This is a genomic window from Chitinophaga sp., from assembly GCF_036569185.1.
In the GTDB taxonomy this organism is placed as follows: domain Bacteria; phylum Bacteroidota; class Bacteroidia; order Chitinophagales; family Chitinophagaceae; genus Chitinophaga.
This window is the reverse complement of record NZ_DATCRD010000259.1, coordinates 39,544-53,915: the sequence shown is the minus strand read 5'-3', so window position 1 is coordinate 53,915 and position 14,372 is coordinate 39,544. Positions and strand designations below refer to the sequence as shown.

At 45.8% G+C, this 14,372-nt stretch carries 15 protein-coding genes; 6 read left to right on the top strand and 9 right to left on the bottom strand.

The features are described 5' to 3' along the window. Positions 1 to 80 precede the first annotated feature (80 nt). Positions 81 to 410 (top strand): arsenate reductase family protein, encoded by a 330-nt coding sequence (locus tag VIM72_RS19900; RefSeq protein WP_332004573.1) that lies wholly within the window; start codon positions 81 to 83, stop codon positions 408 to 410. Between the two features lie 72 nt (positions 411 to 482). Here VIM72_RS19900 and VIM72_RS19895 read toward each other — a convergent pair whose 3' ends face one another. Further along, positions 483 to 1,577 carry a glycosyltransferase gene (locus VIM72_RS19895; RefSeq protein WP_332004572.1) on the bottom strand — a complete coding sequence of 365 codons (1,095 nt, stop codon included), beginning with the start codon at positions 1,575 to 1,577 and terminating at the stop codon, positions 483 to 485. Positions 1,578 to 1,944: 367 nt separating this feature from the next. On the opposite strand from VIM72_RS19895, the gene VIM72_RS19890 reads away from it, so the two are divergent. Together VIM72_RS19890 and VIM72_RS19885 are read left to right on the top strand one after the other, a co-directional pair. Further along, entirely contained in the window at positions 1,945 to 2,193 is a 249-nt protein-coding gene (locus VIM72_RS19890) for a hypothetical protein (RefSeq protein ID WP_079471515.1), read from the top strand. Positions 2,194 to 2,312: 119 nt separating this feature from the next. Continuing rightward, positions 2,313 to 3,452 carry a formimidoylglutamase gene (locus VIM72_RS19885; protein WP_332004571.1) on the top strand — a complete coding sequence of 380 codons (1,140 nt, stop codon included), beginning with the start codon at positions 2,313 to 2,315 and terminating at the stop codon, positions 3,450 to 3,452. 116 nt (positions 3,453 to 3,568) lie between these two features. Here VIM72_RS19885 and VIM72_RS19880 read toward each other — a convergent pair whose 3' ends face one another. The 7 genes from VIM72_RS19880 to VIM72_RS19850 form a co-directional block, all read right to left on the bottom strand. Beyond that, a complete protein-coding gene (locus tag VIM72_RS19880; RefSeq protein ID WP_332004570.1) occupies positions 3,569 to 3,973 on the bottom strand; it encodes a lysozyme inhibitor LprI family protein in 405 nt (134 codons plus the stop codon). 68 nt (positions 3,974 to 4,041) lie between these two features. After that, on the bottom strand, positions 4,042 to 4,443 hold the full coding sequence (locus tag VIM72_RS19875) for a lysozyme inhibitor LprI family protein (RefSeq protein ID WP_332004569.1): 402 nt from the start codon (positions 4,441 to 4,443) through the stop codon (positions 4,042 to 4,044). 1 nt (position 4,444) lies between these two features. Then, entirely contained in the window at positions 4,445 to 5,251 is an 807-nt protein-coding gene (locus VIM72_RS19870) for a class I SAM-dependent methyltransferase (RefSeq protein WP_332004568.1), read from the bottom strand. Between the two features lie 107 nt (positions 5,252 to 5,358). Then, the gene (locus VIM72_RS19865; protein WP_332004567.1) at positions 5,359 to 6,639 is read right to left on the bottom strand and encodes a pitrilysin family protein; all 1,281 of its coding nucleotides are present in this window, start codon (positions 6,637 to 6,639) and stop codon (positions 5,359 to 5,361) included. A gap of 42 nt (positions 6,640 to 6,681) precedes the next feature. Further along, on the bottom strand, positions 6,682 to 7,920 hold the full coding sequence (locus VIM72_RS19860; RefSeq protein ID WP_332004566.1) for a pitrilysin family protein: 1,239 nt from the start codon (positions 7,918 to 7,920) through the stop codon (positions 6,682 to 6,684). A 69-nt stretch (positions 7,921 to 7,989) separates the two neighbouring features. Continuing rightward, positions 7,990 to 8,859 carry a retropepsin-like aspartic protease gene (locus VIM72_RS19855; RefSeq protein ID WP_332004565.1) on the bottom strand — a complete coding sequence of 290 codons (870 nt, stop codon included), beginning with the start codon at positions 8,857 to 8,859 and terminating at the stop codon, positions 7,990 to 7,992. A gap of 61 nt (positions 8,860 to 8,920) precedes the next feature. Continuing rightward, on the bottom strand, positions 8,921 to 10,150 hold the full coding sequence (locus VIM72_RS19850) for an aspartyl protease family protein (protein WP_332004564.1): 1,230 nt from the start codon (positions 10,148 to 10,150) through the stop codon (positions 8,921 to 8,923). A 136-nt stretch (positions 10,151 to 10,286) separates the two neighbouring features. On the opposite strand from VIM72_RS19850, the gene mqnC reads away from it, so the two are divergent. The 3 genes from mqnC to VIM72_RS19835 all read left to right on the top strand — a co-directional run bounded on the left by mqnC (position 10,287) and on the right by VIM72_RS19835 (position 12,897). Continuing rightward, entirely contained in the window at positions 10,287 to 11,411 is a 1,125-nt protein-coding gene (gene mqnC / locus VIM72_RS19845; protein WP_332004563.1) for a cyclic dehypoxanthinyl futalosine synthase, read from the top strand. A gap of 182 nt (positions 11,412 to 11,593) precedes the next feature. Continuing rightward, positions 11,594 to 12,217, top strand: coding sequence for a hypothetical protein (locus VIM72_RS19840; protein WP_332004562.1), 624 nt, complete (start codon positions 11,594 to 11,596; stop codon positions 12,215 to 12,217). A gap of 137 nt (positions 12,218 to 12,354) precedes the next feature. Continuing rightward, complete coding sequence (locus VIM72_RS19835) at positions 12,355 to 12,897, top strand: GNAT family protein (RefSeq protein WP_332004561.1); 543 nt, start codon at positions 12,355 to 12,357, stop codon at positions 12,895 to 12,897. Here VIM72_RS19835 and VIM72_RS19830 read toward each other — a convergent pair. Further along, positions 12,894 to 14,348: an amino acid permease gene (locus tag VIM72_RS19830; RefSeq protein WP_332004560.1), complete on the bottom strand. Its 1,455-nt coding sequence runs from the start codon at positions 14,346 to 14,348 to the stop codon at positions 12,894 to 12,896. The genes VIM72_RS19835 and VIM72_RS19830 overlap by 4 nt on opposite strands. Positions 14,349 to 14,372: the final 24 nt, after the last annotated feature.

Genomic DNA, 14,372 nt, shown 5'->3' with positions numbered 1-14,372 from the left:
TAATTTGAATCTGCAAAATTAAGATAGTACTACCATATAAGGTGAGGATGTAACTTTACAAATAAAAAAAATAAAAAAGAATGAATAAAATTTATCATTTGTCGACCTGCAGTACCTGTAAAAAGATACTGGAAGAAACAAAGGCTAAGGAGCGTGGATTTATACTACAGGATATTAAGAAAGAGAAGATCACTCCTGCCCAGCTGGATGAAATGAAAGCGCTTTCCGGCAGTTATGAATCTTTGTTCAGCCGCAGATCACAGCAGTACCGGCCGATGGGGTTGCATGAAAAACAATTAACGGAAGATGATTACCGCAGCCTGATATTGCAGGAGTACTCTTTCCTGAAACGCCCGGTAGCGATTACAAACGGAAAGATTTATGCCGGTGCTGATGTAAAAAATATTTAAGGGAGATGTGACAGATGCTGTCTTTAAGGAAGGCCGTCCGATGATCCGGACGGCCTCTTTTGTTGAATAACATCAGAGGGATTGTACAAACTGCTGTACTACCTGCTTGTACTGGTTCATATCCTGTTCATGGTGAAAAGACCGGAAGGGGAAACGGGCAGCTTCGTCCAGTGCGGTTTTCAAATGAAAACGTTCCTGCGGAAGAGAATAGAAATACCCTTTCTCCATCAGGTATTCACCCAGGTAAACCTGCTCCGACTGACCAGGTGTAGGGATAAGGATTGCTTTTTTATTCAGTTTGGCCAGATCCATCAGGGTGGTGTACCCGGAACGGCTTAATACCATATCAGAAGCCAGCATGGCCTCGTTCAGTTCACTGGCATTGAGGTGGTTAACTTGTGTAATCCCCGGAGCTACCTGCACATGCTGAGGTGTACCTGGTTTCCCGCTTACAATGAGTGCGGTGACAGATAACTGTTTGATCTGGTCCAGTACCAGCTTTTCCAGGTTGGAGCGCTGTGGCTCGGGGCCGGAGATCAGTACCAGCAGGTCGTACTTTTTGGTTACGCCGGGTTGGGGCTCAAACCGGCTAAGGCAGCCGATATAAGTGACATGCCCGGGCAACTGACCGGGATGGGCCAGTTCGCCGGAGAGGTTATTGTTGCCGGCGAAATCGGGGATCCAGCAGGCGTTGTATTTGTTAATGAAACGATAATTTATTTTCTGCAGGGTCCGCTCTATCCAACCGCCAAACGGTGTTTTGATGAGGAGCTGGTGCGTAATGAAAACGGTAGGTATATTTTTATGATATAACCCGAAACGGTTGTCTGAAATCACTGCATTGATCTGATACTCAGCTACTATCTTCTTCAACCATCGTTGTTCATAGTTTACCGAGCGGAAAATCTTGGGTATTTGCTGAATGATTTTCAACCCGAAAAACTGCCCTTTTTGGGCATATTGAATACGGTAACCAGGTAAAGGGAGTATGGTCAGTTGAGGAAATTCCTGCTGTAATAAGGCCGCATGTTTGCCTTCGGCTGCAATAAATACCTGACAACCTGCGTTTAGCATTTCACGGATGAGCGGAATATCCCGGGTGGCGTGTCCAAGACCCCAATCCAGGGGAACGATTAAAATTTTCCGGGACGCAATAATTGTGGACAAATATTTTAATATTTTTTACGAATTTAGCTTAAATTACAAAAGGGCATTGTTAAGAAAAGGTAAACACTTTAAAGAAGGGATTTAAAAATAGCCAAGTATATAAACTGCAGTATGAAAAGTATAAAATGGATCGTAGTTTTTTTTCTTTGCGGATGTTTAGTGATGGAAGGATGTAAAGTTTTTAAGAAAAACGATTGCGGTTGTCCTACCATGAATAAAAAAAGAATGCACTGATAAGAAGATCTGTTTGATAGCAACGACGACTTTGACAACGACTGACAACTAACAATTTTTGCCTTATCTTTTTGAACTATCCTTTGATACCTTGGCCAAACAATATTTCGGGGAACAGTCAAATTTTTTATTCATGAAACCTGTAGATAGAGATTTATTAATCCTGCTACATGAAGATAGGTACACGGAACAGCAGATCCAATCTGCGGTGAGACAAATCAGCGAAATGCTTTCGTTGATTGAGACGATGGATTATCTCTGTGCAGTTATGGAAGTTATGGATTGTAACAAGAGTCGGATTACCAGCAAACGAACCGTGCTGGAAAAAGCAATTTCACGTAAGTCGCATAAGCCATTCGAATTTATTATTCACAAGAACTAGTAGCCTTACCTCTACAAAATTCCCGTTATAGTAGCTTTGACCCGCTGCCTTATCTGCCTGGTTTTGCTTTTTTTTAAATTCTTGTTGTACGTTTGCCATCAAATAAACGCAATTTACTGATGGCCGATTTTTCGCATCTGCAGGATTTCTTACATCCTGTTTCAAAAGCATTTTTAAACGACGACCAGGAATACGATCCGTTCCAGGTAGGAGGCGTAGTGGATGCATACGAAGATGATCACCATCCGGATATAGATGCCGCTGATATTATTCTGCTGGGCGTAGGAGAAGAACGAGGGGATGTATCCGGTAAAACAAATACGCATGGCCCTGATGCCATACGCAGAGAGTTCTTCAGACTTTACAACTGGCACCGCGATATTAAACTGGCGGATGTAGGCAACCTGCTGCCCGGCGCTTTCCTGGCAGATGCATATGCTGCCATGAAAACCGTAGTAGCAGAATTATTAGCCGCCAATAAAACCGTCATTATCCTCGGTGGTTCCCATGATCTTACTTACCCGCAATATAAGGCATATGCGTCGCAGCAATTGATTATTGAAGCTACTGTAGCAGATGCATTGATAGACCTGAAGGAAGACTCAGGTATACGCAGTGAGCGCTTCCTGATGGATATACTCACCGAGCAGCCAAATTACCTGCGGCACTACAATCATATCGGATTCCAGAGTTATTTCGTGCACCCCCGGATGTTAGAAACATTGGATAAACTCCGGTTCGACTGCTACCGCCTGGGCCGTATCCGGGAAAACATGGAAGAGGCTGAACCGGTATTACGTCATTCAGATCTGTTTAGCCTTGATATCAACATTATCAGGCATACAGATGCACCCGCCAACCAGCTTTCGCCCAATGGCTTCAGTGGCGAAGAAGCCTGCTCCCTGGCCAGGTACGCCGGTATGAGCAGCCGTCTCTCCTCTTTTGGTATTTATGGTTATCGCCCTGAGAAAGATAAAGAGCACTTAACTGCCCGCCAGATCTCGCAGATGATGTGGTATTTTATGGATGGGCGCGCAGTAAAAAATAAGGAAGCCCTGCTGGATGACCGCGATGCTTTCTGGGAATTTCATATAGCCTTCTCCGATATAGAAACCGTTTTTCTGAAGAGTAAGAAAACCGGGCGCTGGTGGATGCAGCTCCCCGATAGTGAATTTGTGCCTTGCGCATACAACGATTACCTGATGGCCAGCAACAACGAAATGCCGGAGCGCTGGCTGCGTCACCAGGAGCGGCTTTAATCATCTCCCTGCCATCAGCAACAACGTTTCTGAAGCGTTTGCCGGCTAAAAAAAAACACCAGGCGGGGAAGATCTTTTCTCCGTACAATGAATGCCCATTGTACGGAGAAAAAGTATTAAATACTAAGCAGAGTCGTAAGTCTTTCTTTGATAAAAGCAGCTTTATTATCCGTGGAGATCATCTCATCATCCAGTCCCTCCATCGTACGTTTGTGCATCTTTTCCACCCGCTCATCTATCTTCTTAAAATATTCTTCTTTCTTTGTTTCCCACAATTGCTGTTCTTCCTGCAATTGCTGTTGTTTGCCGCTATCAAGGCTGGAATAAAGATGTTCAAGGGTGCTGTTTAGCAAACTGTCCAGTTGCTTATAGTAGGTAACTGCGCAGCTATACATGTCCTGGCTACTGCCAAGGCATTGCTGGTAGCGGTTTTCAAGTGTGTCCAGCGCCGTTTGTTGTGGTGTTTGTGAATACGCTTTCGAACACAGGAATACCGTGAGGAAAAGGATTAGATTTCGCATAGGTACTGTGTGACCGTTAAAGATATGGTAAATATTTAATAAAATACTAATATTAGTGCTGTTCCGGATTAATTTCCTTGTTTATCCCCGATGGAGCCGGTGCATACATCTCCCTGTGGGAGCCCGTTCAGCCATACCCGCAGCGCTTCCGTACGCTGATTGGTAAGTTCGGTCAGGTAATTGGCCCGGCACATGGGAAATGCGCTGCCATAGCTTTTGGCGGCAGCGGGGTACATGGCCTGTACCTGTGCATCGCGGAATTGTATCCAGATCCGCTGTGCATCTTTCAGGTTTTTTGTAAACGCTTTGTTGGCCGCATAATCTTTCAGTATCAGCTGGTAAACATCATTCAGCTTTTTATCTGCGTTTTTATATTCCTGGCCAGCCTGCTTATTCAATTCCGACTGGGATTGTGAAAAGGCGGTCATGGCGCCTGAAACCAATAAAAGAAGGATAAAAAAAGATTTCATGTTACAATGGTTTGAAGAATTTAAATGCATATACCATTGGCAGCTTTCCTTCCATTCCGCGGATATAAAAGCGCCCGTTTTTTTCAATAGTGTTACTAAAACAATTATAAGGAGAAAAATCGACCTCCCGGAATACCTGCAGCTGCAGGCCTTGTGTAGTTAAAGAAGTAACGATTTCACTCAGCGGATGATTCCACGAATAGGAAGCATGCCGGATGCCGCTTCCTCCATCTGTATATGTGCCTTCTGTTTCCTCCACTATGGTTTGTGTATTAAAATAACTGTAGATGATCTCTTTAAAATTATTATCAAACATCCAGATAGCAGGATGAAAATCTGCCATTACAAATGAGCCACCGGGCTTCAGAAAATGATTTACTACAGCCGCCCATTTGTTGAGGTCCGGCAGCCAGCCAATGGTGCCGTAAGAGGTAAATACAGTATCAAAAACGCCATCCAGGTGATCCGGTGCGCTGTATAGATCGCAGCAAACAAAACTGACTTTTCCTTCAAGCCCTGATTGCCTGGTGAGCTTATTGGCGAGCGTAATGGCCGCATCTGAAAGATCCACGCCTGTTACGCTGGCTCCCATCCTGGCGAGTGATAAGGTATCCTGCCCGAAATGGCATTGCAGGTGAAGAACCTTCTTATCCTGCAATGTTCCGAGTAAAGGTAATTCTATCTCTTTAAGCGAGTTTTTCCCGGCAAGAAATCCGGGGATATCGTAAAATTCAGAGGCTGCATGAACGCCTGTACGCTGATTCCACAGTTCCTTATTTACAGCAATATAATCCGGTAAGGATTCCATTATAATTTGCGTTTTAATGAAATAGTGTCCGGGGATAATATAGGTTCCCCAAAAATAAAAGGTTCCCACTAATGGAAACCTTTTATTTTTTGTTAAAAATGTATTTTTTAAATCACTACAAGCTCGTAAAAATCACCTGGTGTAAAATATTGTTGGGCCAGTTGCTGTAATTCTCCGGCAGTAATGGTTTTAATTGTTTTGATATTGTTGTAGAAATAGCTCTCATCAAGATCGTTGAGAATAAGGTTTTTCCAGCGCTGGATCAGCTGGAATGCACCATCCAGGTCGCCGAGGATAGAACCGATCATATAATTGCGCACAAGATCAAGTTCTTCTTTTGGAACAGGTTCCTGCTGGAGGCGTTGCAGTTCTTTATAGATTTCATCGATCGTTGCTTCGCAAACATCACGGCCGGCCTCTGTCTGAATATTGAGTGCGCTGGTTTGCCGGAAGTTATACAGCTGTGAATATATACCGTATGTATAACCTTTTTCTTCCCGGATATTGCTCATCAGGCGGGAACCGAAATAGCCGCCAAAAATAGTGTTTAACACCAGCATCTTCGGGAAATCGGGGTGATAGCGGTTGGGAAAATGACGGGCAACGCGCACAGCGCCCTGTACCCCGTTTTCATCATTGAAGATCCGGAACTTCTTTTCTTCGGCGGGTTGTATGGGCAGGTCAAGTTTTACCAGGTGTGTTTCCCCATTCCATTTGGTGGCGCCAAAGTATTGGTTCAGTAACTGGATCATGTTGGCCGGAAGGTTACCGGCTACAAAGATCTTACAGTTATTGTAAGTATAATGCTTTTTATAGAAGGCCTGTAAGCCTTCGGGCTGTAAGGCATCATAAGCCATCATGGAGCTTACGCGGCCATATGGATGGAACTCGCCGAACAGGTATTTATCAATAAAGCGGTTACCAACAAAATCGCATTTGAGCAGGTTTACGGCCAGCTTTTGTTTCTGGTTCTGTTTATACAGGTTCAGCTCTTCTTCCGGGAATACCGGGTCAAGGATCACTTCCTGCAGCACCGGCAGCAATACCTCCGTGTGTTTGGTAAGACAATGAAGCGTATAGGTGGCGTTTTCATGGTAGGCATTACGGTTAAGGTAAGCGCCATGATAATCTATGTTTTCGTTGATTTGCTGGGAGGTGTGCTTACTGGTGCCATTTTTCATGAGAAAGTTGGTAGCAGTAGCTTCCAGGCTTTCGCTTTCATACCAGGTGCCTGCAGGAAATACCAGTTCCAGCTGTAATGTTTCCTGTTCATCAGATTTCATTACATATACCGGGATGCCGTTGTCCAGTGTGTACTGTTCATACGGTTTCAGTTTTATATCGAAATCCACCGCATCTTTAATGGGAGGGGCAATCGTTCTGTTCATGGTGCGTTATTTAAAGGGTGAGGGCCGGATGAAGCCACTGTACTAGCTGGCAGCGTAATAGTAAATGGTATTTGAATTTTTTTCATCAAAAAGCAACGCTGCTTCTTCATGAATGGCAGCAGCAGTCACTACTTCATAATTCTCAAATTCGCGGTTCATTAGTGCAGCATCGCCCAGCAGTTCGTAAAAGGCCAGGTTGTTGGCGCGGTTTAGTAAGCTCATATCTTCGAAGGCCAGTAAACTTTCGACGCGGTTTTTTACTTTTTGCAATTCCCGTTCTGAGATCACCTCCTGTTGCAGTTTTTCCAGTTCCAGCTGGATAGCTTTTTCTGCATCTTTCATTTTAACGCCTTTTACCAGCTTTCCTTCTATAGTTAATAGGCCGGCATCGAGGCTGCCAAAATGATAACACTCAATATTGCTGAATAGTTTTTTTTCTTTTACCAATACCTGGTGCAAACGGGAAGAGCTGCCACCGCCCAGGATGTCGGAGATCAGGTCGGCTACGTAGTAGCGTTTATCCGTGCGGGCGTACATGTGATAGCATTTGTACAGCGCATCCAGTGGCACATTGGCTTTTACCTCCAGTTTATGCGCTGCTGTCTGGGGTGGTTCCACCGGCAAATTGCGCTGGTACTTTTCTCCGGAAGGGATATCGCCAAACCATTTTTCCGCAAGGGCTTTCACCTGGTCTACCGTAACGTTGCCGCCTACGGCAAGGATGGCATTTACCGGGCGGTAATATTTAAAGAAAAATGCTTTTACATCTTCCAGTTTTGCATTCTCTATATGGGATAGTTCCTTGCCGATGGTCATCCAGCGGTAGGGATGCGTAGTGTACGACAGCTCCCTCATTTTATGCCATACATCTCCATAAGGTTTATTGATATAATGTTCCTTGAATTCTTCCGATACCACCTTGCGTTGTACATCCAGGCTTTTTTCGTCGAAGGCCAGGGAAAGCATACGGTCGCTTTCCAGCCAGAAGGCCGTTTCGATATTTTCTGCGGGCAACTGGATGTAGTAATTGGTCAGGTCACTGGTAGTATAGGCGTTATTTTCACCGCCTGCCATCTGTAAAGGCTCGTCGTAAGAGGGGATATTGATGGACCCACCGAACATCAGGTGCTCAAACAGGTGGGCAAAGCCTGTTTGTGCCGGGTTTTCATCTCTTGCTCCTACATCATAAAGTACATTTAATACCGCCATTGGCGTAGTATGGTCTTCGTGCACAATTACCCTCAGTCCGTTTGCCAGCGTAAACTTATTATAATGGATCATATCTTTTTATTGGTCAATACGGTAAAAATAGGGAATTACCGTAAGCTTTTAGCCCAAACCAGTAAAAAGCTACTCCAGGTACAGTTCCTTTTTGTCGTAATTAATGGTAAGGGTATAGTCTTTCCAGATATCATAGCCAATGGAGCCGGCTACTTCGGTGAATACGCCCAGGTCGTCGATGTCTTTACTGTAGCTTACCGGCACATTGGGAATGCTGCGTCCTCCCATTTCCAGGGAAGGCACTGAGCTATTGATATAGTACAATACCTTCAGCATATCCTGTACGCGGTCTGTATTGATAGTGGGAAGCAGGGTATTGAGTTTGTATTTATCCACGTAGGGCCAGTTAAAAAGAATGCCGTAGTCGCCACCGGTGGTAATATGATAGTGCCCGGGCAACCGGCGCCCATCCGGCAGCTGGATGGAAGCATCAATCACCGGGGTACTGAAATTAAGCTGAAAGTGCAGTAAACGGCCGGTATTGCCAACGGGTGTTTTCCCTGATTTATAGAGTACAAGTTGTTTGGAACGGTAGTCTATTTTTACAATATACAGTTTCAGCAAAGCGATGCCTATGATCCCATCTACCGGGCCAAGGGTACTGAGGTTTTCCAGGTATACTTTCAGGTATGGGATGCGGAGCTCTTTCAGGTAAATGGCATTAATGGTGGCCAGTTCTGTTTTAGCCATTGCGTTATTGGTGCCGGTTAAAAAGGCATTGCCGGCATTTTTCAGCTGTAACCTGGCGGCTGTATTGGTGTGCATAACAGTAACTTCCGCCCCGCTGTCAAAAATAAAATGAAGGGTGTCTGCGCTGCCGGAAACTACTACGGGAATAACCACCTGCCGGTTGATAAGCTCAAAGGGAATAACGGCTACCGGTTTGGAATTATCTGTTGCGGGTGCCGGCGAGCCTCTGCGCTGGGCATAGGCAGGCATTAGGGCAAAGCTGTATAAGATGGTTACTGTCAATAAAAAGCGCCACATGACACAAATAACGTCAAAGAATACTTTTTATTGGCAATTTTTTAATGAGCAGCTCTTTATCACGGCTTATCAGGCAGGTAGCGCGGGTGCCTATATTTTTGAGCAATTCGCGGAACAGCTGGAGGTTGGGGCCCAGGTTGTTGTTGATGCCCATGATAATATCGCCAGTGCGGAAGCCGGCCTTTTCAGCTGGTGAGCCCTTGATAATATCGGTTACCTCTACTCTTCCGTTAATCAGGTAAATGATCAGGCCTGTGTAGGAATAATCGAACATATCACGGAAATGCGTGTTGGGCAGCATGTATATTTCCTTTTTACCGTAGTTAAGCGTGATGTTAAAACGGCGGAGCAGATCGTTGCCTATCATACCGCCAAGAAAAGGATAAGCGGTAACGTTGCTTTTATCGTCAAACACATAGGTGGGTACATTCCGGAAACTATAATTACCGATCCGGAATTCACTTACGGTGGTGAGCGACATGGTCATTTTGCCGCCCAGGCCCTGGGCTTCGGTTTGTATGATCTTTTTGGCCCGGCGCCTTTTGCCCTGTAACACACTGCTGTCGTTTACAAACTGGGAAGATAGCAGCAGGCACATACCCGCGCCGGTATCGAAATAATAGCGGTTGGTGATGGTACGCACCGCGTTTCTCAGGGGAGCGGATATCAGCGGGATCTGCGTAAGAGATGGCCGCAACAGCTGCCCGCCTTTGGGATAGGTATATTTCCCTTTGGAGTAAATGATAATTTCTTCTGTATCATAGTCGATCGTAACAATATACCGGCTCAGCAAACTGTACCCGATGATGCCATCTACCTGTATGCCATACACCTGGCTGATCAGCTCATAGTCGTTGATATGAAAATCGAGACTGTCTACCTTCAGGCCGGGAAGCTTCAGGGAATGATGCCGTGCAAAGGAAACGGGTTTGGAACTGCCGAGCCCTTTGATGATCCGGTCTGAAGGCTCCATACTTATGCCCAGCCTCAGACAGGTGGTTGTATCCAGTGAGATGCCTGCACTGCCGGTATCGAGAATAAACTGAAGGGTATCGGGGTAGTTGCTTACCAATGCCTGTACCACTACTACTCCCCCGTAGTATTGTTTGAAATGGAAGCGGGTAATCAGCATAGCTTCGCGAGTACTATCGTTATCGAACGTGGCATTTCCGGCTTTAGCGCTCATTGATGTACCGGCAGCTGCCAGAAGCAGCATAAAGCGTAACAGAATTGGTTTAAGCATACGTGGTTGATGCAGGGATCTTGTATTGCTATAAATTTAACATTAAATAGTGTTCGTATAAAATATTTTTATTACAGGCGGTTAATTGCCTAAATACTACCTTTGTTAAAGTTTTTCAGGGTTAGAAATATAGCACATGGAACTTCAGGATTTATACAAAAAGGCGCAGAACTTCGAGTTTCTGTCAGCAGCAGAGGGCGTTTACCTGTTTGAAAATGCTCCGCTGGCCGAATTGATGGAAATAGCCAACGAGTTACGCAAGCAACAGGTTCCGCATGGGAAGGTAACCTGGCAGATAGACAGGAACGTAAATACCACCAACGTATGTACGGCCAACTGTAAGTTTTGTAATTTTTACCGTATTCCCGGCCACAAGGAGGCTTACATCACACCGATTGAAGAGTACAAAAGAAAGATCGATGAAACCCTTAAGTATGGCGGCGATCAGCTGTTGTTACAAGGCGGGCATCACCCGGAGCTGGGCCTCAGCTTTTATGTAGATCTCTTCAGGCAGCTGAAGCAGTTATATCCCGAATTAAAATTACACACCCTTGGTCCGCCGGAAGTGGCGCATATTACCAAGCTGGAAAAAAGCACGCATATAGAAGTGCTCCGCGCGCTGCAGGAAGCGGGAATGGACAGTCTTCCCGGCGCCGGTGCAGAAATACTGAACGACCGGGTACGCCGGCTGATCTCTAAAGGAAAATGCGGCGCCCAGGAATGGCTGGATGTAATGCGCGCAGCGCATAAGCTGAACATTGCCTCTTCCGCCACCATGATGTTTGGCCATGTGGAAACAGTGCTGGAACGGTTTGAGCACCTGGTTGACATCAGGCAGGTGCAAAGCGAAAAGCCGGAAGGGCATTATGGATTCACCGCTTTCATCCCATGGACTTTCCAGGATGTAGATACCTTGCTGGCAAGGATCCGTGGCGTACATAACATGACCACCGCAGAAGAGTATATCCGCATGATTGCCATGAGCCGTATTATGTTGCCAAACATTAAAAATATCCAGGCGTCCTGGTTAACGGTGGGCAAGCAGGTGGCGCAACTTTGCCTGCATGCCGGCGCTAATGATTTTGGGTCTATCATGATTGAAGAAAACGTGGTAAGCGCTGCCGGCGCCCCTCACCGCTTTACTTACCTGTCTATGCAGGAGGCCATCCGTGAGGCCGGTTTTGAGCCACAGTTGCGTACACAACTATACAAATTCAGGGAGCTGCCTGCCGCTATCGAAGAGCAGGTGATCAATTACTGATAAAAAAGCATTGATGTTTGAAGGGCATGCCAACTGCGGCATGCCCTTTTTATTGTGTGTAAGCCATTCATTAGCAAATTATTAACAAGCCTCAAAGAATTGTTAAAACTATCATGTACATGTTACAAATTGCCCTGTTCTACGTCTAACAGGTACAAACTAATCAAACTAAAGGAGGGAATATGAAAAAGCTGGGTCTTATCATGGCAGGATTTGCAATCATGGCCATGGCAGCCTGTTCAAGCACCAAAGTAACGTCTTCCTGGCGTTCAAATGATGCACAGCAACTGCAAAAGGATAACAAAATAATGGTAATGGCGCTGGTACCTCAGAAAGATCGTACGCTGCGCAGCCAGATGGAAAATTATACCGTAACGGAACTGAGGAAAAAAGGATATAATGCTGTATCCGCACTGCAAACCTACGGCCCCAACGACATGGCTAAGATGACGGAAAAGCAGGTGTTGAAGCAATTACAGGGTAGTGATGTAAACCAGATCATGACTATTGTAATGCTGGATAAAGGCAGGGAAAGAAACTTTGTTCCCAGTTACTCGCCCTACGGTTATTATGGCTTCTGGCCTTATTACTCTATGTGGTCATCCAGGATGTATGCTCCTGGATACTATACCTATAACACCAAGTATCAATGGGAAGCTAACCTGTATGATATGAAGAGCGGGCAAATGCTGTACTCTGTACAGTCACAGTCTTTCGACCCGCCAACAACAGAAAGAATGGCCGTATTATATGCTCAGCAGGTGGTGAGAGATATGGCAAAGCAACAGTTGTTAGCTAAACAGTAAACGGTAGTAAGTAGAGAATAAACAGCCGCTGGCTTTTGGTTTTATGTAACAGAACTAAAGGTCAGCGGCTATTTACTGCGTGCTAATTGGATTTTACAGGAAATCGGTGTAAGTTTAGCACCCTTTTAAATCCAGTTATGTTCGAAATAACCGTTAATGAAGATATATACCTTCGGCAATTACAAGCCCCTGATGCCCCTTTGGTATATAAACAGCTGGATGTATCACGTAAAAGTTTGCGCAGGTTTTTGCCCTGGGTAGATTACAATACCAATGAAGAACATTCCCTTCGTTTTATAGAACTGATGTTACGCAAGGCTGAAGAACAGGAGGCCATTGCACTGGGCGTATGGTATAAAAACCAGTTTTGCGGGGTGATTGACCTGCATGGGTGGGACCACCAGCTGCAGAAGGCTGAAATAGGCTATTGGATAGGGGAAGCATTCCAGGGAAGAGGTATTGCTACCGCCGCCTGCAAAGGGCTTATTTCCTTCGCCTTTAAGAAGCTGTACCTGAATAAAATAGAGATCCGCTTTGTGCTGCAGAACGAGCGTAGCGGGCAAATCCCCATTAAGCTGGGATTTGCCAAAGAAGGTATCCTGCGTCACAGTGCCAAACTGCATGGGCAATATGTGGACATGGTGGTAATGGGGGTATTGCGGCAGGACTGGAAATATTAACTTTTCAGCTGGTTGCGCACTTTACTGTGTTGTTTACCATAAAATTCATAGATCGCCATACCTATTGCCATCCATACAATAAGACGCAGCCAGGTATCCCAGGGCAGGAAGGCCATCATCACCGCACAGGTTAAAATGCCCATGATGGGCACAAATGGTACCCATGGCGTTTTAAATGCCCGTGGCGCATCGGGCATAGCATACCGCATGATCCACACTCCTGCACATACAATTACGAACGCCAGCAGCGTACCAATGCTGGTCATCTCCCCTACTACCCTTATAGGTACCAGTGCAGCAAATAAACTTACAAACACACAGAAAAGAATATTCGATTTCCAGGGAGTACGGTAACGGGGATGAACATCCGAAAAGATCTTTGGCAGTAAGCCATCTTTAGACATACTGTAAAATACCCTCGACTGGCCCCATAAATCTACCAGGATGACAGAGGTATATCCAACTATGATAGCCAGGATGATCATTTGTCCCAGCCATTTGTAAGGCGTATGCGCAATGGCAATGGCCACAGGGGCTGCACTGTTTTTGAATTCCTTATAAGGCGCCAGGCCCGTGAGCACATGCGAAAAAAGAATGAAAAGGACCGTACAAACAGCCAGTGACCCGAGGATGCCTATGGGCATATTGCGCCGCGGGTTTTTGGTTTCCTGGGCGGCGGTGCTCACAATATCAAAGCCCAGGTATACAAAGAAGATAACGCCGGCCCCGCGCAGAATACCTGATACCCCATATTCTCCAAAATTGCCGGTGTTTTTCGGGATATAAGGGGTAAGGTTAGCCGGTTGTATATATTTCCAGCCAAGAGCAATAAAAACAAGTACTACGCCTACTTTCAGCGACACTACCACCGCATTCCATATGGCGGAGCCCTTAGTGCCCCGCATCAGGATGGCCGACATAAGAATAATCACCAGTGCTGCAGGAAGATTGAAATAGCCGTGCGTAGTTACGCCATTGGCCAGGGTAACGGTTTCAAAGGGAGAATGTGAAAACTGTGCAGGGATGTATATTTTGTAGCCCGCGAGAAAAGCCACCAGGTAGTTGGACCAGCTAATGGCCACCGTGGCGGCGCCTACGGAAAATTCGAGCACCAGGTCCCACCCAATGATCCAGGCAAGCCGTTCGCCCATCGTCGTATAGGCATAGGTGTATGCACTCCCCGCTACCGGGATCATAGATGCAAATTCAGCGTAGCAAAGGCCGGCAAAGGCGCAGCCAATACCAGCCACCACAAAGGAAATCGTAACTGCCGGCCCGGCGTTATTGCCGGCTGCAGGTCCTGTCAGGGAAAACAGCCCCGCACCGATAATAACACCCAGGCCCAGCATCAGTAGCTGAAAGCCATTCAGCGTACGTTTGAGGGTATCTTTGTTTTCATTGGCCGACTCGCTGAGCAGCCATGATAAAGGCTTTTTATAATATTGATTCATATGTATACCCTACTGTTTTGGTAG